21 protein-coding genes are annotated in these 22,097 nt (G+C 65.9%); 13 read left to right on the plus strand and 8 right to left on the minus strand.

Translation table 11 applies throughout. From position 1 onward, the window contains the following. The first annotated feature begins 84 nt into the window (after nucleotides 1-84). The 5 genes from AL3_RS13945 (at nucleotide 85) to AL3_RS13965 (ending at nucleotide 5,339) form a co-directional block, all read left to right on the plus strand. Nucleotides 85-1,224: a histidinol-phosphate transaminase gene (locus AL3_RS13945; protein WP_066302151.1), complete on the plus strand. Its 1,140-nt coding sequence runs from the start codon at nucleotides 85-87 to the stop codon at nucleotides 1,222-1,224. A gap of 142 nt (nucleotides 1,225-1,366) precedes the next feature. Next, a complete protein-coding gene (gene pdhA, locus AL3_RS13950; RefSeq protein ID WP_066302153.1) occupies nucleotides 1,367-2,575 on the plus strand; it encodes a pyruvate dehydrogenase (acetyl-transferring) E1 component subunit alpha in 1,209 nt (402 codons plus the stop codon). Then, the gene (locus tag AL3_RS13955; RefSeq protein ID WP_174522149.1) at nucleotides 2,572-3,552 is read left to right on the plus strand and encodes an alpha-ketoacid dehydrogenase subunit beta; all 981 of its coding nucleotides are present in this window, start codon (nucleotides 2,572-2,574) and stop codon (nucleotides 3,550-3,552) included. Before pdhA ends, AL3_RS13955 begins: the two co-directional genes overlap by 4 nt. Before the next feature lie 62 nt (nucleotides 3,553-3,614). Further along, on the plus strand, nucleotides 3,615-5,102 hold the full coding sequence (locus AL3_RS13960; protein WP_066302154.1) for a dihydrolipoamide acetyltransferase family protein: 1,488 nt from the start codon (nucleotides 3,615-3,617) through the stop codon (nucleotides 5,100-5,102). Nucleotides 5,103-5,132: 30 nt separating this feature from the next. Continuing rightward, nucleotides 5,133-5,339: a hypothetical protein gene (locus AL3_RS13965; protein WP_151723851.1), complete on the plus strand. Its 207-nt coding sequence runs from the start codon at nucleotides 5,133-5,135 to the stop codon at nucleotides 5,337-5,339. 30 nt (nucleotides 5,340-5,369) lie between these two features. Here the strand turns inward: AL3_RS13965 and AL3_RS13970 are convergent, their stop codons facing one another. Next, nucleotides 5,370-6,662, minus strand: a complete 1,293-nt coding sequence (locus AL3_RS13970) for an aminotransferase-like domain-containing protein (RefSeq protein ID WP_066302158.1) — start codon at nucleotides 6,660-6,662, stop codon at nucleotides 5,370-5,372. Nucleotides 6,663-6,707: 45 nt separating this feature from the next. Further along, a complete protein-coding gene (locus tag AL3_RS13975) occupies nucleotides 6,708-7,676 on the minus strand; it encodes a helix-turn-helix transcriptional regulator (protein ID WP_066302160.1) in 969 nt (322 codons plus the stop codon). A 511-nt stretch (nucleotides 7,677-8,187) separates the two neighbouring features. Here AL3_RS13975 and AL3_RS13980 point away from each other — a divergent pair. From AL3_RS13980 to AL3_RS13990, 3 genes are all read left to right on the plus strand, one after another. Continuing rightward, nucleotides 8,188-9,147, plus strand: coding sequence for a lantibiotic dehydratase C-terminal domain-containing protein (locus AL3_RS13980; RefSeq protein ID WP_066302162.1), 960 nt, complete (start codon nucleotides 8,188-8,190; stop codon nucleotides 9,145-9,147). A 51-nt stretch (nucleotides 9,148-9,198) separates the two neighbouring features. Continuing rightward, nucleotides 9,199-9,390 (plus strand): hypothetical protein, encoded by a 192-nt coding sequence (locus AL3_RS13985; protein WP_066302166.1) that lies wholly within the window; start codon nucleotides 9,199-9,201, stop codon nucleotides 9,388-9,390. A 238-nt stretch (nucleotides 9,391-9,628) separates the two neighbouring features. Continuing rightward, complete coding sequence (locus AL3_RS13990; protein ID WP_066302305.1) at nucleotides 9,629-11,851, plus strand: catalase; 2,223 nt, start codon at nucleotides 9,629-9,631, stop codon at nucleotides 11,849-11,851. A gap of 192 nt (nucleotides 11,852-12,043) precedes the next feature. Here the strand turns inward: AL3_RS13990 and AL3_RS13995 are convergent, their stop codons facing one another. Together AL3_RS13995 and AL3_RS18485 are read right to left on the minus strand one after the other, a co-directional pair. Continuing rightward, on the minus strand, nucleotides 12,044-12,472 hold the full coding sequence (locus AL3_RS13995) for a hypothetical protein (protein WP_066302168.1): 429 nt from the start codon (nucleotides 12,470-12,472) through the stop codon (nucleotides 12,044-12,046). Beyond that, nucleotides 12,462-12,653: a hypothetical protein gene (locus AL3_RS18485; RefSeq protein WP_151723853.1), complete on the minus strand. Its 192-nt coding sequence runs from the start codon at nucleotides 12,651-12,653 to the stop codon at nucleotides 12,462-12,464. Before AL3_RS18485 ends, AL3_RS13995 begins: the two co-directional genes overlap by 11 nt. Before the next feature lie 124 nt (nucleotides 12,654-12,777). Here AL3_RS18485 and AL3_RS14000 point away from each other — a divergent pair, with 124 nt between their 5' ends. The 3 genes from AL3_RS14000 (at nucleotide 12,778) to AL3_RS14010 (ending at nucleotide 15,972) form a co-directional block, all read left to right on the plus strand. Continuing rightward, nucleotides 12,778-13,515: a GAF and ANTAR domain-containing protein gene (locus tag AL3_RS14000; protein ID WP_066302170.1), complete on the plus strand. Its 738-nt coding sequence runs from the start codon at nucleotides 12,778-12,780 to the stop codon at nucleotides 13,513-13,515. A gap of 20 nt (nucleotides 13,516-13,535) precedes the next feature. Beyond that, nucleotides 13,536-14,558: a Gfo/Idh/MocA family protein gene (locus AL3_RS14005; RefSeq protein ID WP_306303035.1), complete on the plus strand. Its 1,023-nt coding sequence runs from the start codon at nucleotides 13,536-13,538 to the stop codon at nucleotides 14,556-14,558. Between the two features lie 85 nt (nucleotides 14,559-14,643). After that, a complete protein-coding gene (locus tag AL3_RS14010; protein ID WP_066302174.1) occupies nucleotides 14,644-15,972 on the plus strand; it encodes an MFS transporter in 1,329 nt (442 codons plus the stop codon). Between the two features lie 75 nt (nucleotides 15,973-16,047). On the opposite strand, the gene ald is transcribed toward AL3_RS14010, so the two are convergent. Then, nucleotides 16,048-17,166: an alanine dehydrogenase gene (ald, locus tag AL3_RS14015; protein WP_066302176.1), complete on the minus strand. Its 1,119-nt coding sequence runs from the start codon at nucleotides 17,164-17,166 to the stop codon at nucleotides 16,048-16,050. A gap of 48 nt (nucleotides 17,167-17,214) precedes the next feature. Continuing rightward, the gene (locus tag AL3_RS14020; protein WP_370665442.1) at nucleotides 17,215-17,640 is read right to left on the minus strand and encodes a helix-turn-helix domain-containing protein; all 426 of its coding nucleotides are present in this window, start codon (nucleotides 17,638-17,640) and stop codon (nucleotides 17,215-17,217) included. 172 nt (nucleotides 17,641-17,812) lie between these two features. Between AL3_RS14020 and AL3_RS14025 the strand changes: the two genes are divergently transcribed. Continuing rightward, a complete protein-coding gene (locus tag AL3_RS14025; RefSeq protein ID WP_066302185.1) occupies nucleotides 17,813-18,928 on the plus strand; it encodes an alcohol dehydrogenase catalytic domain-containing protein in 1,116 nt (371 codons plus the stop codon). A 17-nt stretch (nucleotides 18,929-18,945) separates the two neighbouring features. On the opposite strand, the gene aceB is transcribed toward AL3_RS14025, so the two are convergent. Next, nucleotides 18,946-20,544 carry a malate synthase A gene (gene aceB / locus AL3_RS14030; RefSeq protein ID WP_066302187.1) on the minus strand — a complete coding sequence of 533 codons (1,599 nt, stop codon included), beginning with the start codon at nucleotides 20,542-20,544 and terminating at the stop codon, nucleotides 18,946-18,948. Between the two features lie 290 nt (nucleotides 20,545-20,834). Then, a complete protein-coding gene (locus AL3_RS14035; protein ID WP_066302189.1) occupies nucleotides 20,835-21,245 on the minus strand; it encodes an Asp23/Gls24 family envelope stress response protein in 411 nt (136 codons plus the stop codon). 280 nt (nucleotides 21,246-21,525) lie between these two features. Here AL3_RS14035 and AL3_RS14040 point away from each other — a divergent pair, with 280 nt between their 5' ends. Beyond that, nucleotides 21,526-22,053: an Asp23/Gls24 family envelope stress response protein gene (locus tag AL3_RS14040; RefSeq protein ID WP_083521767.1), complete on the plus strand. Its 528-nt coding sequence runs from the start codon at nucleotides 21,526-21,528 to the stop codon at nucleotides 22,051-22,053. The last annotated feature ends 44 nt before the right edge of the window (nucleotides 22,054-22,097 follow it).

The raw sequence follows: 22,097 nt of genomic DNA on the forward strand, positions 1-22,097 counted from the left end.
GGAAGCCCGGTTCCCAAGACACTGCCGTTCGCAGCTGTGGACTATGTCACACGGGGGTGCCGGAATCAGGCTTAGTGTTAAGTCATGACCACTACCGAGAATGACATCAACGCTGCTGGAATTCCGGCGCCTGGAATCCGTCCGCGTCCGGTTGTCGACCGGCTGCCGCGATATGCCGCCGGCAAGCCGCCGGCCGCGATTGAAGGGCTGCAGAGCTACAAACTTTCGTCCAACGAAAACCCGTTCCCGCCGCTCCCGTCCGTACTGGAGGCCATCAGCGCGCACCCGAACGTGAACCGCTACCCGGATCCGCTGTCCACGGCACTCCGGATGGAGCTTGCTGCGTTCCTGGACGTTCCTGCCGAGGACATCGTGACCGGCGGCGGAAGCCTCGGCGCCCTGAACCAGCTGCTCGCCACCTTCGCGGGACAGAATGAGGACGGCGTTGCTGATGAAGTGATCTACCCGTGGCGCTCCTTCGAGGCGTATCCCATCAGCGTCGGACTCGCCGGTGCCCGCGATGTCCAGGTACCCCTCCGGGCAGACGGCAGCCACGACCTCGACGCGATGGCCGCCGCCGTCACCGACCGCACCAAGATGGTGCTCCTCTGCACGCCGAACAATCCCACCGGCCCGGTCCTGGCCAGGGACGAGGTGGAGGCCTTCCTCACCAAGGTTCCGGAAGACGTGATCGTGGTGATCGACGAGGCCTACGAAGACTTCGTCCGGGATCCCGACGCCGTGGACGGCGTCGACGTATACCGCCGCCATTCGAACGTGGTGGTCCTGCGGACGTTCTCCAAGGGGGCAGGCCTTGCCGGGCTCCGGGTCGGCTACTCCATCTCGCACCCGCACCTGACCCAGTACCTGCGGGTCGCGGCGGTGCCGTTTGCTGTTTCGCAGATCGCCGAACAAGCCGCAATCGCTTCCCTGCGCCATCACGATGAAATTGTGGAAAGAATACAAGAACTGGTGGCTGAGCGGACACGCGTCGTGACCGGCCTCAGGGACCTCGGCTGGGAAATCCCACAGGCTGAAGGCAACTTCGTCTGGCTCAACCTGGGGGAGGATACCCCCGAGTTCGCGGCGCTGGCGGAGCAGCAGGCCCTCTCGGTGCGTGCATTCGGCACCGAGGGTATCCGGGTCTCGATCGGAGAAGCCGAAGCGAACACCCGTTTCCTCGCTCTATGTGCGACCTATACAAAAGGTCCCCGGCTTTCCTAGCGTGTCTTAAGTGCTTGTGTGATCCCTGCCCTCGTTAGGCTGTGTGGAGTAACTTCCACGTATATGTCTTGTCAGGTACTTATTCCTGCGCAGGTATATTTCTAGCGGGGCAGGGTCGCAAACCCGCCCGGCGAGGAGAGGTATGGCCTTGGAACAACTGCCCGCCAGCGAATTCGATTCGGCGGAGCTGGACGATTCCCTCATGCGCGCTGCCGGCAGCCCGCCGGACGGAATGGTCCAGCTGCTGTCACCGGACGGCGTCCGTACCGGCCATGAGCTCTACGGACGGTACGCCGAAGACATCGACGGCGAGGCGCTGCGTTCCTTCTACCGGGATATGTTCCTGATCCGCCGCTTTGACACCGAGGCCACTGCGCTCCAGCGCCAGGGTGAACTGGTGATGTGGGTTCCACTGACCGGCCAGGAAGGCGCCCAGATTGGCTCCGGCCGCGCCCTGGCAGCGCAGGACTACGTGTTCCCCACCTACCGGGAACACGGAGTCGCGCTGACCCGCGGCCTTGAGCTGTCCCACCTCCTGAGGCGGTTCCGCGGCATCTCCCATGGCGGATGGGACCCGCGGGAAGCCAATTTCCACCTCTACACCCTGGTGCTCGCGGCTCAGGTGCCGCACGCCGTCGGCTACGCCATGGGTATGGCACGGGACCAGAAACTGGATCCGTCGCAGCCCGCCGGAGCAACCGTGGCCTACTTCGGCGACGGTGCCAGTTCCGAGGGAGACGTCCACGAGTCGATGGTCTTCGCCGCGTCCTACGACGCCCCGGTGGTCTTCTTCTGCCAGAACAACCACTGGGCCATCTCGGTGCCGACCGAAGTCCAGTCCCGCATCCCACTGGCCAACCGGGCCCAGGGATACGGGTTCCCGGGTATCCGGGTGGACGGCAACGACGTCCTGGCCGTGCACGCCGTCACCAGGTGGGCACTCGAACACGCACGCGCCGGCAAGGGCCCGGTGCTGATCGAGGCCTTTACCTACCGCATGAGCGCGCACACCACCGCAGACGACCCCACCAAATACCGGGTCTCCGCCGACGAGGAAGCGTGGATCGGGCGCGATCCGCTGAGCCGGCTGGAAAAGCACCTGCGTGCCAGCGGAGCCGCGGACGAGGCGTACTTCGCTGCCCTGGCAGCCGAGGGCGACGAACTGGCAGCCAAGCTGCGGGCCGACGTGCAGGCCATGGAACCGCCGGCGTTTGAGGAGTCGTTTGCGGGTGTCTACGCGGAACCTCATGCGCTGATCAATGAGGAACGGGCCTTCCACAGGTCCTACGAAGCCGGCTTTGCCGATACGGAACACATCACGGAAGACAACGCGAAGGAGGCCGGCGCATGAGCACCATGACCATGACCATGGCCAAGGCCATCAACGCGGGTCTGCGGGCGGGCCTCGCCAACAACCCCAAGGCACTGCTGATGGGTGAGGATATTGGCTCCCTCGGCGGGGTATACCGGGTCACCGAGGGGCTCAAGGCGGAATTCGGCGCTGACCGGGTGGTGGACACCCCGCTGGCGGAATCCGGCATTATCGGCACGGCGATCGGCCTGGCGCTGCGCGGCTACCGGCCGGTCTGCGAAATCCAGTTCGACGGATTCGTGTTCCCCGGGTTCAACCAGATCACCACCCAGCTGGCCAAGATGTACTCCCGCAGCGACGGCGCGCTCAGCGCTCCCGTCGTCATCCGCATCCCGTACGGAGGCGGAATCGGCTCGATCGAGCATCACTCCGAGTCCCCGGAAGCCCTGTTCGCTCACACGGCCGGGCTGCGCATCCTCACGCCCTCCAGCCCCCAGGACGGCTACTGGATGATCCAGCAGGCCATGCAGGGCAAGGACCCGGTCATCGTCTTCGAACCCAAGCGCCGCTACTGGCTCAAGGGCGAAGTGGACACCACTGCGCCGTCGGGCGACCCGTACACGGCCCAGATTCTGCGGGAGGGGACGGACGCCACCATCGTCGCCTACGGACCCCTGGTGCCGGTGGCCCTGGCGGCCGCGAACGCTGCCGAGGAAGACGGACGCAGCATCGAAGTCATCGATCTGCGCTCCATCTCGCCGATCGACTTCGACACCGTCACAGAATCCGTGCGCCGCACCGGGCGGCTTATTGTGACGCACGAAGCCCCGACTTTCGGCGGGATCGGCGGAGAAATCGCGGCACGCATCACGGAGCGGGCCTTCCTGCACCTGGAAGCCCCAGTCATCCGCGTAGGCGGCTTCCACATGCCCTACCCGGTGGCCGCCGTCGAGGAGCACTACCTGCCGAACATCGACCGGCTGATGGACGCCCTCGACACCGCGTTCTCCTACTAGCCAGCCGGCCCCTGACATCCTCCATCCCGCCGGTGCGCCGGCCAACGCCAGATCGAGATTCCATGACTGAGAAAACGTTCAACCTGCCCGACGTCGGCGAGGGACTCACTGAAGCCGAGATCGTCCAGTGGAAGGTCAAGGAAGGCGACACCGTCGCGATCAATGACGTGATCGTGGAAATCGAGACGGCTAAGTCCCTGGTGGAACTGCCGTCCCCGTTCGCCGGGACTGTCACCGGCCTCCTCGTGCAGGAGGGACAGACCGTGGACGTCGGCACCCCGATTTTCCAGGTCTCCTCCGGCGCACCGGCAGAGTCAGCGGCCAAGCCCCCGGCCCCCGCAGCACCGGCGGCAGCTCCGGCAGGCAATGACAGCCCGCCGTCGTCCTCCCTCACCGGCAGCGGCCCCAAGGCGGACGCCGTCACGCGCCGTCCCCGGCGCGCGGGCGTCCCAGCTCCGGCCCAGGATGCACAGGCGGCCCCGCAGGCGGCCCCTGAGGCCGCGCCGGCGTCCCCGGAGTCGGCATCCCCGGAGTCGGCATCCCCGGCGGTCTCCGCCGGCACGGCCGCCACCGGGGCGTCCGAAACCCAGCAGCCGGCCCGCCAGGATCCGCGGACCCAGGCCGTCGCCACAGCCGGAGCAGCCGTCCAAGACCGCCTCAACCAGCTGCTCCAGCGCGTCCTCGCGAAGCCGCCGGTCCGCAAGGCGGCGAAGGACCTCGGGATCAACCTGGCAGACGTTCCGGCCACCGGAGCCGGGGGAGAGGTCACCAAGCAGGACTTGATCAGCTACCAGGCCCAGCGCGAGTCGGAACAGGACTCGGCAGATACCTTCTGGTCACCCGCCACAAAACCGCAGGAACGCAGGATCGAGCGCATCCCGGTCAAGGGCGTCCGCAAGGCCACAGCGAAAGCAATGGTGGACAGCGCCTTCACCGCCCCGCATGTGAGCATCTTCGTGGACGTGGATGCCTCCCGGACCATGGAGTTCGTCAAGCGGCTGAAGGTCTCGCGGGACTTTGAGGGCATCAAGGTCTCCCCGCTGCTGATCCTGGCCAAGGCCGTAATCTGGGCCGCGGCCCGCAACCCCTCCGTCAACGCCACCTGGGCGGAGGACGAGATCCATGTAAAGCACTTCATGAACCTCGGCATTGCGGCGGCTACCCCGCGGGGCCTGATGGTTCCGAACATCAAGGACGCCCAGGACCTCTCACTGAAGGAACTGGCCATCGCGCTGAACAACCTCGCAACCACGGCCAGGGCGGGCAAAACCCCGCCGGCCGACATGCGCGGTGGAACGCTGACGATCACCAACATCGGCGCCCTGGGCATCGACACCGGTACTCCGATCATCAACCCCGGAGAGGTCGCGATCGTCGCCTTCGGCACCATCAAGCAGAAGCCCTGGGTGCTCGACGGCGAGGTCATCCCGCGCTGGATCACCACCCTGGGCGGTTCATTCGACCACCGGGTAGTGGACGGGGACCTGTCCGCCCGCTTTATGGCCGACGTCGCTGCCATCCTGGAGGAACCTGCCCTGCTGCTGGACTAGGCTCGAGGGCAAGGCAACGATCGGAGCAGCATGGCAATGAACCCAGGACCCGGCGGCAGCGGCGGCGGACCCAAGATTGACTGGAAGCGGACGCTGTGGATCCTCGTGGGCGCCTTCATCGTCTCCAGCCTGCTGATTATCCTTTTCCCTGGCCTCGGCACGCTCTGGCGCCTGGCCATCATGGCACTGCTCTTTGTGCTCGTGGTGCCCCTGGTGGACAAGCGGCGCCGGAAATAGCAGGCCTGCCGCCCCGGGGAGAGCTTCGGGCTAGGCGGCCGGGCCCGCAACGGCCCGGCGGATCACCGGAGCGAGCCGGCGGACGCCCTCGGCGATGTCCTCGGGTGACACCGCGCTGAAGGCCAGCCGCAGCTGGGAGCTCGGGGCATCACCCGGGGTGAAGGCGGCCCCGGGGATGAAGACCACCCCGGCGTCGATGGCTTCGGTCAGCAGCGGATACGTGTCGGTGCCGTCGGGCAGGCTTACCCAGATGAAGAAGCCGCCGTCCGGTACCGTCCAGGTCACGCCGTCGGGCATGTGATCGCCGAGTGCGTTGAGCATGGCGGTGCAGCGTTCGGCGTAGAAAGTCCGTGAGGCCTCCACACGCCCCATCCAGTCGAAGTCCCGAAGGTACGCTGCGGTAATCATCTGCGTCAGGGGCGAGGGGCAGAGCACCACGGCCTCGCAGGCCAGGTAGAAGCGGCGGAACAGATGCTTGGGCACCAGCGCCCAGCCCAGCCGGAGGCCCGGCGCGAAAATCTTGGAGAAGGAACCGAGGTACAGCACGTCCTCGGGGTTCGCGGCACGGAGCGGAACCAGCGGTTCCCCGTCGAAGCGCAGCAGCCCGTAGGGGTTGTCTTCGAGCACCAGGATGTTGTTCTCCCGGCAGATGCGGACGACGGCGTCCCGGCGCTCCGCGGAGAGGGTGATCCCGCTGGGATTGTTGAAGCTGGGGATGGTGTAGAGGAACTTGATCCGTTTCCCGGCTTCCCGGAGGGCCTGGATCCGTTCTTCGAGCGCCGATGGGATGAGCCCGTCGGAGTCCATGGAGACCGGCTGCAGGTCCACTTCGTAGGCCTCAAAGGCATTCAGTGCGCCCACGTAGGTCGGATCCTCACAGAGCACCACGTCGCCGGGATTGCAGAACACCTTGGCGGCCACGTCCTGTGCGGACTGGGAACCGGTGGTGATGACGATGTCTGCCGGGTCAGCGTCCATGATCCCTTCGGCAGCCATGACCTCGCAGGCCAGTTCCCGCAGCTCCTGCAGGCCCTGGCCCGGACCGTACTGAAGGGCGGCCAGGCCGTGATTGCGGATGATGTCCGCGGACACATCGGCCAGCTGGTCCAGGGGGAGCGACTGGAGGTAGGGGCTTCCTCCTGCCAGGGAAATCAGGCCCGGCTGGATCGAAATGTCGAAAACATCCCGGACAGCCGACTGCTTGATGTGGAAGGCCCGGTCTGAGAGCAGCTCATGGTGCCGGTGGGCGGAATCGGTGGCCCGGTCCAGGGCCACCTGTGCTTCCGGGGTCAGCGAAGATCCCGTGGTTTCCTCGAAAGTCATGCCACATCATGGCATCGGAGTTGACTGGGAAGCAACACGTGTTTTCTAGATCCAGCCGGCTTTATGCGCCTTCACGCCGGCTTGGAACCGGCTTTCGGCCTTCAGTTCCTCGAGCATCCAGGCGATATGGCGCCGGCAGGTCCGCACACTGATTCCCACCCGGCGGGCGATCACTTCGTCGGAGTGCCCTGAGGCCAGTCCTGCCAGGACCGACCGCTGGGTGCTGTTGAGCCCGGCCTTGCCCGGATCTTCGTCGAGGAAGGGTTCCGCGAGGCTCCAGGCGAACTCGAAGAGCATGGCGAACAAACCGATCAGGTTCGGGTCGCGGATGACCAGGCCCGCACGGTCATAGCTGTGCAGCTGCCGGGCCACCACCGCCACCTTGTCATCGAAAATCAGGGTGCGGAGGGGGACATAGGGCAAGGTCCGGAACTCGCCGCCGGCACCGCTGATCATTTCCACGGCCTTGCGGGTGGGCACATGGTCCCGGGTGCTGGCGTGATAGAGCGTCTGCCGCCGGACGCCGGCGCGAAGCAGGTCCAGGTCCTTCTGGACGCTTTCCTCTTGGAAGTCCGCGTTGGAGCCGTGCCCGGGCCGGGCGATCAGCACCCGGTCGGATGCCGAGCGGCCGTACTCGATGAGGACGCGCTGCACCTGCTCCGGATCTTCCAGCACTTCAACGGAGGCATCGGCCGCCGCCTGCTTTCTGGCTTCGGTAAAGGTGGGCACCAGGCTGGCCAGCTCCCGGCGTTTGGCACCAATGCGGGAGCGCAGTTCCAGCATGGCGCGTTCATCCGGGTCCACGAGTTCCGCGAGTGCGACGTCGGGGGACACCGCTGTGTAGATGGGAGCGTCCGTTCCTTCCGCAAAGAGCAGGCAGCGGGCGCGGAGCTCATCGACTGCCTGGTCGATGGAACGCGTGGTGTACCCCAGGGCGTCCGAGGCTTCGGCCGGGGTCCAGCCAGGGTGGGCGACCGCATAGCGGTAGACCTCAACCGACACCTGATCAAGCACCTTATCCTCCTCAAGCCGCGGTGTACGGGCCGTTGCATCTGTCAGCGCCGGCGGGTTGCCATCCCAGCAAGGGCAAAGCGTTCCCGGGTCGAAATTGGAACCCGGAGAAAATGACATGGCATGTTAATGCCATTCTCCACTGAATTCCCCAGTTTGGGCACCTAAGTCTGTGAAATCCGTGCTTTCCAGCGTGTCGCCGAGCTCCTGCGAACAGGTTACAAGACGGTTACGGGCATCAACCGGCCATGACAGGAAGCTGAAATTGGGAAGTGTGGACATGCCCTCTCGGGGCGGGGGAAGCTTTCGGAGTCAAACACGACCGGCTGTGCAACCAGCCGAACTAAAAGAGGGGATACGACCATGGAGAAAGTTACAGGATCGACGGTTTCCATCAAGAGCTGGGAATGGTTCTGATTTAGTCCCCTCGCCTTGGGGGAAGAACCAACCAGCAGCACACATATAGACCCGCCCCAGCGGTGGTAACCAGCTTTGAACCCGGAGGAAGATCGCCATGAGCCAGCTAACAGCAGTTCGAAACGCCTCGCGAACTAATGCAAGCACTCACTGGTGGACGCTTTCTATCTACACCGGCGGCTTCGATGTAGCGGACGGCATCATTGGAGAACTGGTTACCCCGCTGGCGGCGCAGGCGCAGCTTTGGGGAGCGCAGCGTTGGTTTTACACCCGCTGCTCCGAACCCTCAAACGCCCACGTGAGGATTAAGATCCTTGCGCCGCATGAAACCCTGGAGCGGCTGCAGTCGCTTCTCGGTGCGCTGCAGGAACAGGCAAGCGGTGTCATCGGGCACCTGAGCGTGACGCATGCTTTTGGAGATCCGGCCTGCGACCGGCTTGGTCCGGGCGGCGCTGAGCAGCAGGACCCGCGGGTGGAGGCCGATCTCGCCAAATATGGCGGTGTAGACGGACTGGCCCTGGCCGAAGAAGTTTTTGAACTCTCCTCTGACCTGGGTACCTGGGCAACGGCCCGCTTCCCCAAGGTTCAGAACAGGTGGGCGCTGGGCTCACTGCTTCTTTTCGATTCGGCCCGCAGCATGATGAAGGGTCCGCGCGCCTCCAGCTGGCCGGACCGGCGGCGGCTTTCCTGGGATTACTACTGGGACAGCCATCTGCGCAGCTGCACCGCAGGCTTCGGTCCCCGCGCCGCGAGCGTCCGTCAGGCAATGACGGTCCAGGTCAGTGCCAAGGTCATGCCTACGCACCGCCTGATGGCAGCCACGGCCGCTGAATCCGCGGTTGAGAACTGGCGACGCCGCTGGTTCCGCACCATGGACACCTATCTTTACCGGGCAGACAAGGCCCGCGTCAGCCGCAGCGCCCAGCACCTCACCGTTTACCAGGCGCACATGCTGCTGAACCGGCTTGGCCTGTCCCTCCGCGAAGAGGCTGCCATGGGCCTCTACGCGAGGACCTGGAGCACAGAGCGCGAAGCCCTGCTCCTGGACAAGCACTAGCCGATCCGGACGGTCCGGGGGAACATCTTGCAGAAGAAAGAGGTCGTTGCTGTGGCACAACGGAATGAACTGGTTCTGGCCGCGGACCAAAAAGATCTGGGAGCCGTCCTGGGATGCAGCGAAGACACGATCGAAGACATGCGCGACATGGGGTACGTCGAGTCGCGTGGAGAGCTCTGGAGTGTCGGGCCGGCGCGTGACTATCTGAGGGATGCGGCTTGGGCAGACGGTCTCTGGGACTGAACTGCACCACACAAACGTCCGCCGAATCGGGACGGTTCCACTGCGGGAGCCAATGACGAAGCGGCGGCGAGGGGTATGACACCCCACAAGGACGGATCTGCCTGTGTCCCCCCTGCAGGCGGATCCGTCCTTTATGTTTTTCTCTCCCCAGTTGTTCAGTAGCCTTACTAATTTTGTATAGGGTAGTTGTGGGGCGGCGCCGTGCGCCGCTGCAATGTTCGACGAGATGGAGGCTTTCATGGCTGATCAGAGCACTTCCGCAAACGGACTGCCCATTCCCGGTGCACCGGCTCCCCAGGCCCCGGGCCTGGCGGAACCGGTCGAGCCGCATGAACCCCTGCCCCCCAAGCCCGATCAGGACGGGCCGGAGACGGTTTCCCCCACGGGGGTACCGACGGGAGCTCCGAAGACCGCGAATGCGCAGTCCGGCCGTTACCTGACCACCGCACAGGGTGCCAGGCTGCAGGATACCGACCATTCCTTGAAGGCCGGCCCGCGCGGGCCGGTGCTGCTGCAGGACCATCACCTGCGGGAGAAAATCACCCACTTCGACCACGAGCGGATCCCCGAGCGGGTGGTCCACGCCCGCGGGGCAGCCGCGCACGGTGTCTTCACCGCCAACGGGGCGGCAGAGGGAATCACCCGCGCCGGGTTCCTCGCCAAAAACGCCCAGACGCCGGTCTTCGTCCGTTTCTCCACGGTCCTCGGCTCACGGGGATCCTCCGATACGGTCCGTGATACGCGCGGGTTCGCCACGAAGTTCTATACGGACGAGGGCACCTTCGACCTGGTCGGCAACAACATCCCGGTGTTCTTCATCCAGGACGCGATCAAGTTCCCCGATGTAATTCACGCCGGCAAACCGCACCCGGACCGGGAGATCCCCCAGGCCCAGAGCGCCCATGACACCTTCTGGGACTTCGTTTCGCTGCACACCGAGGCGCAGCACCACACGATGTGGAACATGTCCGACCGGGGTATCCCGCGTTCCTACCGGACCATGGAAGGGTTCGGCGTCCACACCTTCCGCATGCTCAACGCCAAGGGTGAAACGTCCCTGGTGAAGTTCCACTGGAAGCCCCGGCTGGGTGTGCACTCGCTGGTCTGGGAAGAAGCCCAGATCATCAACGGCATGGATCCCGACTTCCACCGCCGGGACCTGGCGGATGCCATTGAATCCGGCGCCTACCCGGAGTGGGACCTTGGGGTCCAGGTCTTCCCGGACACGGAAGAGGAGATGTTCGAGGGCATCGACCTCCTGGACCCGACCAAGATTGTTCCGGAGGAGCTGGCCCCGGTGCAGATTATCGGCACCATGACCCTGAACCGGAACACCACCAACTACTTCGCCGAAACCGAGCAGGTCGCCTTCCACCCCGGTCACCTGGTCCCCGGCATCGACGTGACGAATGACCCGCTGTTGCAGGGCCGGCTGTTCTCCTACATCGATACGCAGCTGACGCGCCTGGGGGGACCGAACTTCCACCAGATCCCGATCAACCGCCCGCACGCCCCGGTGAATGACATGCTCAGGGACGGCTTCCACCAGGATGCCGTGCACAGCGGGGTGGCGCCGTACCGGCCCAATTCTCTGGACGGCGGGTGCCCCTTCCTGGCGGGTGCGGACATGGGGGCCTTTATCGATGTCCCCGTTCCGGTGGCGGAATCGCGGAAGGTTCGGCAAAGCCCGGCCAGCTTTGAAGACCACTACAGCCAGCCGCGGCAGTTCTTCCGCTCGCTGACGCCGGTGGAGCAGGACCATTTGATTCAGGCCTACACCTTTGAGCTGGGCAAGTGCTACGAGGAGAACATCCGCATCCGCCAGCTGCAGGAGCTGGCGAACATCGACGAGCGGCTCTGTGCTGAAGTGGCTGCCGGTCTGGGTCTGCCCGCGCCGGCGCCGGCCGTGACCGTGGAAGACGCTGATCCGAGCCCGGCCCTTAGCCAGGTCGGTAAATCATGGCCCGTCGCCGGCCGCATCATCGGCATCCTGGCGGACGACACCACCGACCTCGCCGCGTTGGAGCAGATACGCGCAGCGATTGATGCTGCGGATATGGTTCCCCTGATCATCGCGCCGCGCGGCGGAAAGCTGGGGGGCCAGGTGCCGGCCCAGCGGACCTACCTCACGGCCCGTTCCACCGAGTTCGACGCCGTGATCGTCGCCGGTGCAGGCGAACATGGCGCTGATGACGCGGACAGCCTTGATGCCAAGGCCGGAAACCCGGCGGGACATCCCGCCATTGATCCCCGCGTCGCGATCCTCCTCACCGAGGCCTACCGGCATTCCAAGGCGCTGGCGGCCTGGGGCCCGGGTGCAGCGGTGCTGGCGGCCTCGGGTATTCCGGGAGACGCCCCGGGCATCATTTCAGCCTCTCCCGCGCAGATCGTCCCGGCACTGACGGAGCTGCTGGCGCAGCACCGGGTATGGGAGCGCTTCCCGGCGGCGCCCAGCGCCTAACCGGACTGCCATCGGACCTGGCAGCACCAACGGCGGGCCCGGAGCGGAGGAATCCTGCTCCGGACCCGCCGCTGGTTTCAAAGCAAACGGCCAGCCTTCAATGGAAAACGTCCAGCTCCAAGGGAAGCTCCAAAGGAAGACGGCCACCGTGGACAGGCAGCCAGCGGCGCCGGTGCCCGGGCCGCCCGGTTGCTAGGCGGGGTTCCGTTCCTGCGGCGGGGCGGGGTGCTCCATCGCCTTGATGAGGACCAGCAGCGCCTGCCGCAGGTCGTCCGTCTCCGGCTTGCCCTCACAGGTTTGCTTCCTCAGCGCAAGGTCATCCAGGATTTGCTGCCCAGCCCCGCTCCTGGACCACATCTGCTGCGGGGACGGGTCGGCATATCCGGCGGCGTCCAGGGCAGCCAGGCCGGCGGCTGCGTTGCCCGCCGTCAGGCCCGCCTTTTCGGCAACCTCGGCCACCGGAACTCCGCCTGTGGAGAGCGCCCTCAGGGCGGCGAGGGAATCTTCCGTCAGTGACAAACCGGCCAAATAGTGGATTCTGGCCTGTCCTGACAGGTGGGCGGCAGCACCCAGCAGCAGGTGCAGGTTACCGGCCGCAGGCACGGGCTGATCAGCGCCCAATGCGCCACCCTGGGGGAGTCCAGCCGGCTGGAACTTCGTGGCCTGCGAAGGTCTCGCAGGCCGAACAGGTGTAGCTGACCACACCGGGACCGCCGTCGGACGGGGCCGTGTAGTACTCATAGATCAAATAATCGTCGACGCCGCAGTCATGGCACTGCGGCAAATGCGCCGGAAGGCCCATTTATAACTCCGTAAGGTATCCAGAAGCCATGGCCGCGTCTTGACCGTATCCCGATATCGTAGTATCTAACCTCGGACACGACAATCGGGGAACTCAGTGCGGGCACAGGGCGGGGAAATAAAACATGGATGACCTCAGGTCCGGGACGGCGACGGCGGCCCGGCTGCAGGATCTGCTGGTGCACCACGAAGACGTTCTGGAGTTCCTCCAGCATCTGGCCCGCCTGAGCGCATCCTCGCTGTCCTCCAAGGGGATGGTGTACTGCGGCATCACCCTGCAGCGCTCCCGCGAACTCAGCTTCACCGTCGCGAGCAGCGACAGTACTGCGCTGGAGATGGACGAAATGCAGTACGCCTTTGACGACGGACCCTGCCTGCACGCACTCCGCGTCCACGAACCCGTCCATGTCCCCGACACTTCCCTCGACGAGCGGTGGCCGCAGTACCTGCAGCACGTCGTGGCCCAGGGCGTGAACACGATGTACGCCGTGCCGCTCGACCTTGAGGGGCACTCACGGGCCGCCCTGAACCTCTATTCCCGCTCCGCCGGGGTGTTCGACGAGGAGTTCCAGCGCGTAGCCCGGACCTACGCGGCCGAAGCATCCCTGGCACTGCGGCTGGCCGTGCGGATGTCCCAGCGTGCCACCACGGTCGAAGACCTGCAGGCGGTGCTGCAGTCCCGGACCGACATAGACCTGGCAGTCGGCATCATCATGGGGCAGAACCGCTGCACCCAGCGCGAAGCGTTCGAGACGCTGAAACGGGCTTCAAACAGCCGCAACCTCAAGCTCAAGGTCCTGGCCGGTGAGCTGGTGGCCCGGCTGAACGGCGCTCCATCCGAAACCCACTTCCAGCCCTCATGACCGGCGGCCTGGAGCAAGCCTTGCCCATCCGCACGGCCCTGTTTGGTTTCGGGCTGGGCGGCAGGGTGTTTCATGCCCCGCTGATCGGGCAGGACCCGCAGTACTCACTGGACGTGATCGTCACCGCCGATCCCGCACGCGCAGCCGCCGCAGCGGCTGCCTACCCGGCCGCCGCCGTCGTGCCTTCCGCCGAAGCGGCCCTGGAACGCGCAGGCAGCCTGGACCTCGCCGTCATCAGTACCCCGCCGGGCACCCACGCACCGCTGGCCCGGGCTGCCCTGGGAGCGGGGCTCAGTGTTGTGGTGGATAAACCCTTTGCGCACACCCCGGACGCCGCCGCGGGCCTCATCGAACAGGCCGCAGCCGCCGGGAAGACACTGACGGTGTTCCAAAACCGCCGCTGGGACGGGGATTTCCTCACCCTGCGCGGAATCCTGAACCGCGGCGAACTGGGAACCGTGACCCGCTTCGAGTCCCGGATGGAGAGCTATAAACCCGCCGTCAGCAAACCCTGGAAGATTGCCTCTCCAGCGGCCGACGGCGGCGGGATCCTCTTCGATCTGGGCCCGCACCTGATCGACCAGGCGCTGGCGCTTTTCGGGCCGGCCGAGCCGGTGTACGCCGAAATTTCCGCACGGCGCGGCGACGGGGGACCGGACGACGACGTTTTTGCCGTCCTGCAGCATGCTTCGGGCGTGCAGACACATTTGTGGATGAACTCGCTCGCCCCTCAGTCCGGAGAGCGTTTCCGGGTGACCGGGTCCGGGGCGTCCTGGGTCAAGCGCGGGACGGATCCCCAGGAAGAGCAGCTCGATGCCGGGCTGCTGCCCGGAGAGCCCGGCTACGGGGCCGAGGAACCGGCACAGTGGGGATTGCTGGGGCGGGACGGGTCCGCCGTGCGCGTGCCCACCGAGCCGGGACGCTACCAGGATTTCTACGCCGGTCTCGCCGGCGCCCTCCTGCGGGGGGATGCGGTACCGGTGGATCCGGCGGACTCGCTGTGCGGGTTGGAAATCATACGCCTGCTCCACGCCGGCCTGTAAATCCGCGGGCGGGCCGGGCGTAACCAGCCGCCGCCGACGCGACCCAAATCACGGTGTGGCGCTCGTCTCCCCTAGCATTTTAGGAATGCACCTCAAAGACCGGATCGAAGATTCCACCCTGAGCCGGCGGCAAGTCGGAATCATTGCAATTTGTACAGCTCTCTACATGATCGACGGTTTCGACGTCCTGGTCATGGCCTTCAGTGCAGCGGATGTCTCCAAGGAATGGGACCTCAACGGCGCCCAGCTCGGTTTCCTCCTCAGCGCGGCCCTGGTCGGCATGGCGGTCGGATCGATCTTCGTTTCCACCATCGCCGACGTGATCGGCCGGCAGAAAACACTGCTGCTCGGCGTCTGCGTCGTGGCCCTGGGCATGCTCGGTTCGGTCTTTGCCCCGTCCTACGAAGTGCTGCTGATCCTGCGTCTGGCCACCGGTGTCGCCATTGGCACACTGCAGGCCACCATTAACGTATTCGCCTCGGAGTTCTCCAACGCCAAGCGCCGGTCCACCGCGCTCGCCATCGTGAGCATCGGCCAGCCGATCGGCGGTGTCCTGGGCGGCCTGGTCACCGGTGTGCTGATCACTTCCTTCGGCTGGCGCTCGGCATTCGTCTTCGGCACCGTGGCGACCCTCATCATGATCCCGCTGGTCCTGAAGGTCCTGCCGGAATCGATCGACTACCTGGCGGTGCGCCGCCCCGCCAACGCGCTGGAACGCATTAACAAGACCCTGCGCAGCATCGGCCAGGAACCGGTCAGCGAACTGCCCGAGCCGGCCCCGCGCAGCGAAAAGTCCCGCTTCGCCGACGTCCTCACCGGCAGGAACGCGCGCCGGACCATCCTGCTCTCGCTGGCCTACTTCATCCTGATGGCAAGCTTCTACTTCGCGAACTCCTGGACGCCGAAGCTGATCACCGCGAGCGGCTTCACCGCGCAGGACGGAATCACCGCCGGTGTGCTGTTCAGCGTCGGTGCCATCGCCGGCGCCGTCGTCCTGGGCGTCTTCGGTGCGCGCTATGAGATGCGCAAGGTCCTGGCGGTGTTCTTCGTCGTCGGTGCCGCCACCTTCGTGGCTTTCGCAAACTCCACCGAGGGTTCCCTGCCGCTGGCCCTCTTCGCGGCGGCCCTGGTCGGCTTCGGCTCCAACGCCCCGATTGCCGGCATGCTCGCCATCAGCCCCACGTACTACGACTCGGATGTCCGCGGCACCGCCCTGGGCCTGGTCATCGGCATGGGCCGGGTCGGCGCCATCGTTTCCCCGATCTTGGCCGGCACCCTGATCGACGGCGGCTGGACTCCGGGAGATCTGTACTTCTTGTTCGTGATTCCGATGGGCCTCGGTGCCGTCGTCATTTCGATGCTCGGCGCACCCGTGCTGCGCGGTGCCGCAGCCAAAATCCCGGCAGCCCACTAGACACCCTGGCCAACGGAAGAGGCCGGCAGCCCGAGGGGCTGCCGGCCTCTTCCTGCATTGCGGAGACCCGCGGGGTCAGCGAGCCACCAGCTCCGTCCAGCTTCCGGCCAGTTCCAGGCCGTGGGCTTCGGACACCGAGTGGTGGGCCACCCTGCCGCCGGCGACGTTCAGTCCGCGGGCCAGGGCCGGACTGGCGTCGAAGGCCTCCCGGACGCCCTTGTCCGCCAGGGCGACGGCGTACGGCAGTGTCACGTTGGTCAGCGCGTACGTGGAGGTGTTCGGCACAGCGCCGGGCATGTTGGCCACGCAGTAAAACAGGGAACCGTGCACCCGGAACGTCGGGTCCTCGTGGGTGGTGGGCCGGCTGTCCTCGAAACACCCGCCCTGGTCCACGGCAATGTCCACCAGGACGCTGCCGGGCTTCATCCGGGCGACCATGGCATTGGTAACCAGCTTCGGGGCGCGGGCACCCGGAATCAGCACCGATCCGATCACCAGGTCAGCATCCAGCAGCGCGCGTTCGATTTCGAAGGCATTGGATGCCACTGTCTTGATCCGCCCGGCGTACTGGGCGTCGAGCTCCCGGAGCCGGTTGATGTTGATGTCCAGCACGGTGACATCTGCGTGTGCGCCGACGGCGATGGCCGTGGCATTGGTGCCGGCAACGCCGGCGCCCAGCACCACCACTTTCGCCGGGCGCACTCCGGGAACGCCGCCCAGCAGCAGGCCGGGCCCGCCGGCCGGTGCCATCATGGACTGTGCGCCCACCTGCACCGCCAGGCGCCCGGCTACTTCGGACATCGGTGCCAGCAGCGGCAGTGCACGGCCTTCCTGAACGGTTTCGTAGGCGATCGCGGTCACCTTGGCATCCAGCAGGGCCCTGGTGAGTTCCGGTTCAGCGGCGAGATGCAGATAAGTGAAGAGAACCAGGCCCGGGCGGAAGTACCCGAACTCGGCGGCGACCGGTTCCTTGACCTTGAGAATCAGGTCCGACCGGTTCCAGACTGCGTCTGCGGCAGGGACAACCTCGGCCCCCGAAGCCTTATATTCCGTGTCGGTAATATTCGACCCGGCTCCCGCTCCGGCCTCAATCAGGACGGTATGGCCGCGCGACGAAAGCTCATGCACGCCGGATGCGGTGATGGCCACCCGGAACTCGTTGTTCTTGATCTCCTTGGGGATACCGATAATCACGTTTTAGCTCCGGTTCTTCAGGGCGGAAAAAACAAACAGGTAAGGCAGCTACTTCTCCTGGCCGGCGGCCTTCGCCGCACTGGCGGCACGCTGCGCCTGCAGCCAGGATTCGACGTCGGACATTCGGATACGCCGGTGGGTTCCACGGTATTCCACCGGGATCACACCGGCGTCGGTCAGGTTCCGAAGGTAGGTATGGGAGATGCCGGCGGCGGATGCCGCCTGCGACGTTGTCAGCAGCGGATCGTGGCTCGCGGCCTCCGCCGCTGCGGGAGCAGCAACGGAGGAGACGCTCACGGACGCGCCGGAGCCCAGCCGGCCGAGCAGGTCCAGGACCGCGTCCCGGGCCGCAGGCGGAAGGCGCAGGGCTGTGCCGTCCACGAAAACAGTAACGTCACCGGCGGAGAGTGCCCGGGCCAGCATCTTGGCGTCCTTGCCGGGAAGTGCCTGGGTGGTCGTGGTGCTTTGGCTCATGGACATCATCTTGCCAAATGGGAGGGCCGGGTAACACGAACCGGGGCTCCAACCCCGTGCGCGTCGGACCGGAACGGCTTGGCGGCTTGCCGTCTCCGTGCTGGAATGGCAGCAGCATCGACCCACCCGGCCGCCAACGGCCGGGCCCAGCCACGGATTCAAAGGGGAACCCATGAGCAGCCGAACCATCCGCGGGGCCGTCCTGGAACGCACCGGCGCCGAACCGCCGTATGCCCACTCACGGCCGCTCACGGTCTGCGACCTGCAACTGGACCCGCCGGGCCCGGGCGAGGTGCTCGTCAGGATCGAAGCCGCAGGTATCTGCCATTCGGATTTGTCAGTGGTTAATGGCAGCCGGGTCCGGCCGGTGCCGATGCTGCTGGGGCATGAGGCCGCCGGCCGGATCGAAGAAACCGGACCCGGGGTGCCGGGCCTGGAGCCGGGCCAGCGGGTGGTGATGGCCTTCCTGCCCCGCTGCGGTGAGTGCGCCGCGTGCCGCACGGACGGGCGGATGCCCTGCACTCCGGGCACCGCCGCGAACAACGCGGGCACCCTGCTGGGCGGCGCGCAGCGCCTGCACCGGGACGGTGAACCCGTGCGGCACCATCTGGGGGTGTCCGGCTTCGCAACCCACGCCGTCGTTCATTACCGTTCCGTAGTTGCGGTTGACGACGACGTTCCGCCGGCAGTTGCCGCCCTGCTGGGCTGCGCGGTGCTCACCGGGGGAGGGGCAGTGCTCAACGTTGCCCGTCCGGGGCCAGGCGATGACGTTGCCGTCGTTGGACTGGGTGGAGTGGGGATGGCGGCCCTGCTGGCGGCACGGTCGCTGGAGGTGCGCAGCGTGGTGGGCATTGACGCGCTGGAGGAGAAGCTGAAGCGGGCCCTTGACCTGGGTGCGGACGCTGCCTATTCCCCGGAGCAGGCGCTCGAGGCCGGAATCCGGCCGCACCTGGTGGTCGAGGCGGCCGGGCATCCCCGGGCCTTTGAAACCGCCGTCCAACTCACCGCGCCGGGCGGAACCACTGTCACTGTTGGGTTGCCGGCGCCGGACCAGCGGGCCGAAATCGCGCCGCTCACGCTCACCGCGGAAGCCCGGACGATCATCGGCAGCTATCTGGGATCGGCGGTGCCCGTGCGGGACATTCCGGTTTACGCGGAGCTGTGGCGGCAGGGAAAGCTGCCGGTCCAGGAGTTGGTCTCCGCCGAAGTGGGGCTTCAGGACATTAACCAGGCGATGGATACCCTGGCGGACGGACGGGCCGTCCGCCAGGTAATCCTGTTCGACTGAGGAATTCGACTAAGGAACTAGTCCACCAGCTCGTAGGCGGGAAGGGTGAGGAAGTCCGGGTAGTCCGGGGCGAGGCTGATCCGGCCAATCAGTTCGCTGGCCGGGGCGTAGAAGCGGTTGAATTTCTCCTCATCCACTTCAGAGCGCAGCCGCTCGGTTTCCTCCGCCAGGAGCCGCGTGACCAGTTCCTCGGTCACGGTTTCCCCGGTGTCTTCGAGCACCACGCCGTTGCGGACCTGCTGCCAGACCTGGGAGCGGGAGATTTCCGCTGTGGCGGCGTCTTCCATGAGGTTGTGGATCGCCACTGCGCCATTGCCCGAAAGCCAGACCGCGGTGTAGGCGACGGCGACGTACAGGTTGGAGCGCAGCCCGGCTTCGGTGATGGAGCCCTGGGCGGTGGTGACGTTGAGCAGGTCCTTCGCGGTGACGGAGACGTCCTCCCGAAGCCGGTCCACCTGGTTCGGCTTGTCGCCGAGGATGGAATCGAAGACCTCACGGCAGGTGGCGACCATGTCCGGGTGGGCAACCCAGGAGCCGTCGAAGCCGTCGTTGGCTTCCCGGGTCTTGTCCGCAGTGACCTTCTCGAACGCCTTCGCCGTGATTTCCGGTTCGCGGCGGTTCGGGATGAACGCGGCCATCCCGCCCATGGCGAAGGCTCCGCGCCGGTGGCAGGTCTTGACCAGCAGTTCGGTGTAGGCGCGCATAAACGGTGCGGTCATGGCGACGTCGGCCCGGTCCGGCAGCAGGAAGTCCTTGCCGGCGTCCCGGAAGACCTTGATGATGCTGAAAAGGTAATCCCAGCGCCCGGCGTTAAGGCCGGAGGCATGGTCCCGCAGTTCGTAGAGGATTTCCTCCATCTCGAAGGCGGCCGGGATGGTTTCGATGAGGACGGTGGCCCGCACCGAACCCTGCGGGATGCCCACGTAGTCCTGTGCGAACACGAAAACGTCGTTCCAGAGCCGGGCTTCCAGATGGCTTTCCATCTTGGGCAGGTAGTAGTAGGGCCCCTGGCCGTTTTCCAGGAGCTGCTTGGCGTTGTGGAAGAAGTGCAGGCCGAAGTCGACCAGGGCTCCCACGGCCCGTTCGCCGTCGATCAGCACGTGCTTTTCCGGCAGGTGCCAGCCGCGCGGGCGCATCACGACGACGGCGAGGGGCGCGTCGGTGCGCAGCGCGTATTCCTTGCCCTCGGGGGAGGTGAAGGACAGCTCACCGCGTGCGGCCTGGTACAGGTTGTACTCCGCGTCCACCACGTTGTGCCAGGTGGGAGTGGAAGCATCTTCCAGGTCGGCCAGCCAGACCTTGGCCCCCGAGTTCAGCGCGTTGATTGCCATCTTCGCGGGGGACGCGGGGCCGGTCATTTCGACCCGGCGGTCCTGGAGTGCGGGCGGTGCGGCGGCGACCTTCCAGTCCCCTTCGCGGACTGCGGCGGTTTCGGGCAGGAAGTCCAGCGATCCGCCGGCGGCGATGGATTCCCGGCGGGCGGTGCGGGCGGCAAGGAGGTCGTTGCGGGTCGGCGCAAAGCGTCTGTGCAGTTCTTCGACGAAGGCCAGTGCTTCGGGGGTGAGGATGGTTTCGCCACCCTTGGCAGGGTTCGGATCAGTTACTTCAATGGCCATGGCCTAACTCCCTCTTGCAGGTCTGCTTCGTCGCGCTGGTCCGCCAGTTAATGTAACCGAGGACTTCAATGAAAAATGAAAAAGTTCTTCCGTATCGTGATAATACGGTGCCGGGTGAGGGAATAGCAAGGGTCTCTGGTGTGCTTTCGGGAGATCCGTGCTTGGGAGAACACTGGCACGGCTGGGAGCCACGCGTGGCCGTCCTGGCCCGACAATGACAGGCGAGAATCGTGCGGCGTCCGGAGGGAAAACTGCGCCAAGACGGCCGGTACGTCCCAAACCGGAGGGAGTTAGGTTTCGCCGGCACGCTCAATCGCCAGCACGGTGACGTTCACCGGACCCGCGGCAACACCGGTGGCGCGCAGGGCCTGGGCCACCCGGTCCTGCACGTTGGCCGCGACGTCGAGCGCGTTGTAGGCAGCGTCGGTGGCGAGGTCCACCTCGATCGTTGCCGTGCCGCCATGGATCACAGCGACGACGCCGTCCCGCAGGTTTGGGGCATCCGGGTCTTCGGGGCGGCGCGCAGCCCAGCCCGCCGTCGTACGCCAGGACCGTGCGGCACCCGTCCGCAGGCGGGAGAGGACATGGCTGCGGGCTGTAGCCAGCCGCAGCACCCCCGGTGTCTCACGCGCCGCACGTGCGGCGATGCCTGCCACCAGGGCACTGTCCACCAGCTGGCCGCGGAGGGGCTTGTCGGACATGGTCCCCGCCTTTCCAAGTACGGCCCCGGTTCCCAGCCGCTTCACCCCGCAGTGTTGCAGCGCGGTGTTTCAGCCGGGTGTTTCTGCAGAGGCCCCCGGATGCTGCCGGTCCTGCAAATATCCCACCCGCACGGCAGCAGCGGAACCTCCTCCGTGGAATGGGAATATCCGGGGTCAAAGGCCCGAATAGTTCCGCCGGGAGTGACGGTACGGGCTTTCGGCCGTCTTAATGGAGATAGGCGATCCGGCCCGGATCCCGATCGAGCAGGAGATGAGTGTCATGGCAGAAACCGCCAGAAACCCTGGACCATCATCCGCCCCGACCGCAGAAGCGGTGTCCGGTGAACGCACCGGCAGCGAACACGAGATTGAACAGCAGCGGCGCTCGGGGCCGCTCCACACGCCCAGGGGAGATACAACAATCGAAGAAACCGTGGTGCAGAAACTGGCCGGCATGGCCACCCGGGAAGTTCCCGGAGTCTACGCCATGGGTAACGCGGCCCGGCGGGCTTTCAGCGCCGTCACTGACCGGATCCCCGGTTCACAAACCAACGTCAGCAACGGCGTCACTGTGGAAAAGGGCGAACGGCAGGCGGCTATCGACGTGAGCATCGTCGTCGAGTACGGCTACTCAATCGTGGAAGTCAGCCAGGGTATCCGCCGGAACGTCATCCGCTCAGTGGAGAACGCTACCGGCCTGGAAGTGCTGGAAGTGAACGTCAACGTCACCGATGTGCAGCTGCCCGGAGATTCCAGTGACGACGGAGACGACGGCGGCAAGAAGGCGCCCTCGAACCGTTTGGAGTAGCGGGTATCCGCCCGGTGCACTGCGGCGGATTCAACTAGGGAACT

This window comes from Arthrobacter luteolus NBRC 107841, assembly GCF_001552075.1.
In the GTDB taxonomy this organism is placed as follows: Bacteria; Actinomycetota; Actinomycetes; order Actinomycetales; family Micrococcaceae; genus Arthrobacter_B; species Arthrobacter_B luteolus.

Coding starts and splice junctions, on each gene's coding strand:
- AL3_RS13945 (WP_066302151.1), top strand. CDS start 85: ATGACCACTACCGAGAATGACATCAACGCTGCTGGAATTCCGGCGCCT.
- pdhA (WP_066302153.1), top strand. CDS start 1,367: ATGGCCTTGGAACAACTGCCCGCCAGCGAATTCGATTCGGCGGAGCTG.
- AL3_RS13955 (WP_174522149.1), top strand. CDS start 2,572: ATGAGCACCATGACCATGACCATGGCCAAGGCCATCAACGCGGGTCTG.
- AL3_RS13960 (WP_066302154.1), top strand. CDS start 3,615: ATGACTGAGAAAACGTTCAACCTGCCCGACGTCGGCGAGGGACTCACT.
- AL3_RS13965 (WP_151723851.1), top strand. CDS start 5,133: ATGGCAATGAACCCAGGACCCGGCGGCAGCGGCGGCGGACCCAAGATT.
- AL3_RS13970 (WP_066302158.1), bottom strand. CDS start 6,662: ATGACTTTCGAGGAAACCACGGGATCTTCGCTGACCCCGGAAGCACAG.
- AL3_RS13980 (WP_066302162.1), top strand. CDS start 8,188: ATGAGCCAGCTAACAGCAGTTCGAAACGCCTCGCGAACTAATGCAAGC.
- AL3_RS13990 (WP_066302305.1), top strand. CDS start 9,629: ATGGCTGATCAGAGCACTTCCGCAAACGGACTGCCCATTCCCGGTGCA.
- AL3_RS18485 (WP_151723853.1), bottom strand. CDS start 12,653: ATGGGCCTTCCGGCGCATTTGCCGCAGTGCCATGACTGCGGCGTCGAC.
- AL3_RS14000 (WP_066302170.1), top strand. CDS start 12,778: ATGGATGACCTCAGGTCCGGGACGGCGACGGCGGCCCGGCTGCAGGAT.
- AL3_RS14010 (WP_066302174.1), top strand. CDS start 14,644: ATGCACCTCAAAGACCGGATCGAAGATTCCACCCTGAGCCGGCGGCAA.
- AL3_RS14020 (WP_370665442.1), bottom strand. CDS start 17,640: ATGAGCCAAAGCACCACGACCACCCAGGCACTTCCCGGCAAGGACGCC.
- AL3_RS14025 (WP_066302185.1), top strand. CDS start 17,813: ATGAGCAGCCGAACCATCCGCGGGGCCGTCCTGGAACGCACCGGCGCC.
- aceB (WP_066302187.1), bottom strand. CDS start 20,544: ATGGCCATTGAAGTAACTGATCCGAACCCTGCCAAGGGTGGCGAAACC.
- AL3_RS14035 (WP_066302189.1), bottom strand. CDS start 21,245: ATGTCCGACAAGCCCCTCCGCGGCCAGCTGGTGGACAGTGCCCTGGTG.
- AL3_RS14040 (WP_083521767.1), top strand. CDS start 21,526: ATGGCAGAAACCGCCAGAAACCCTGGACCATCATCCGCCCCGACCGCA.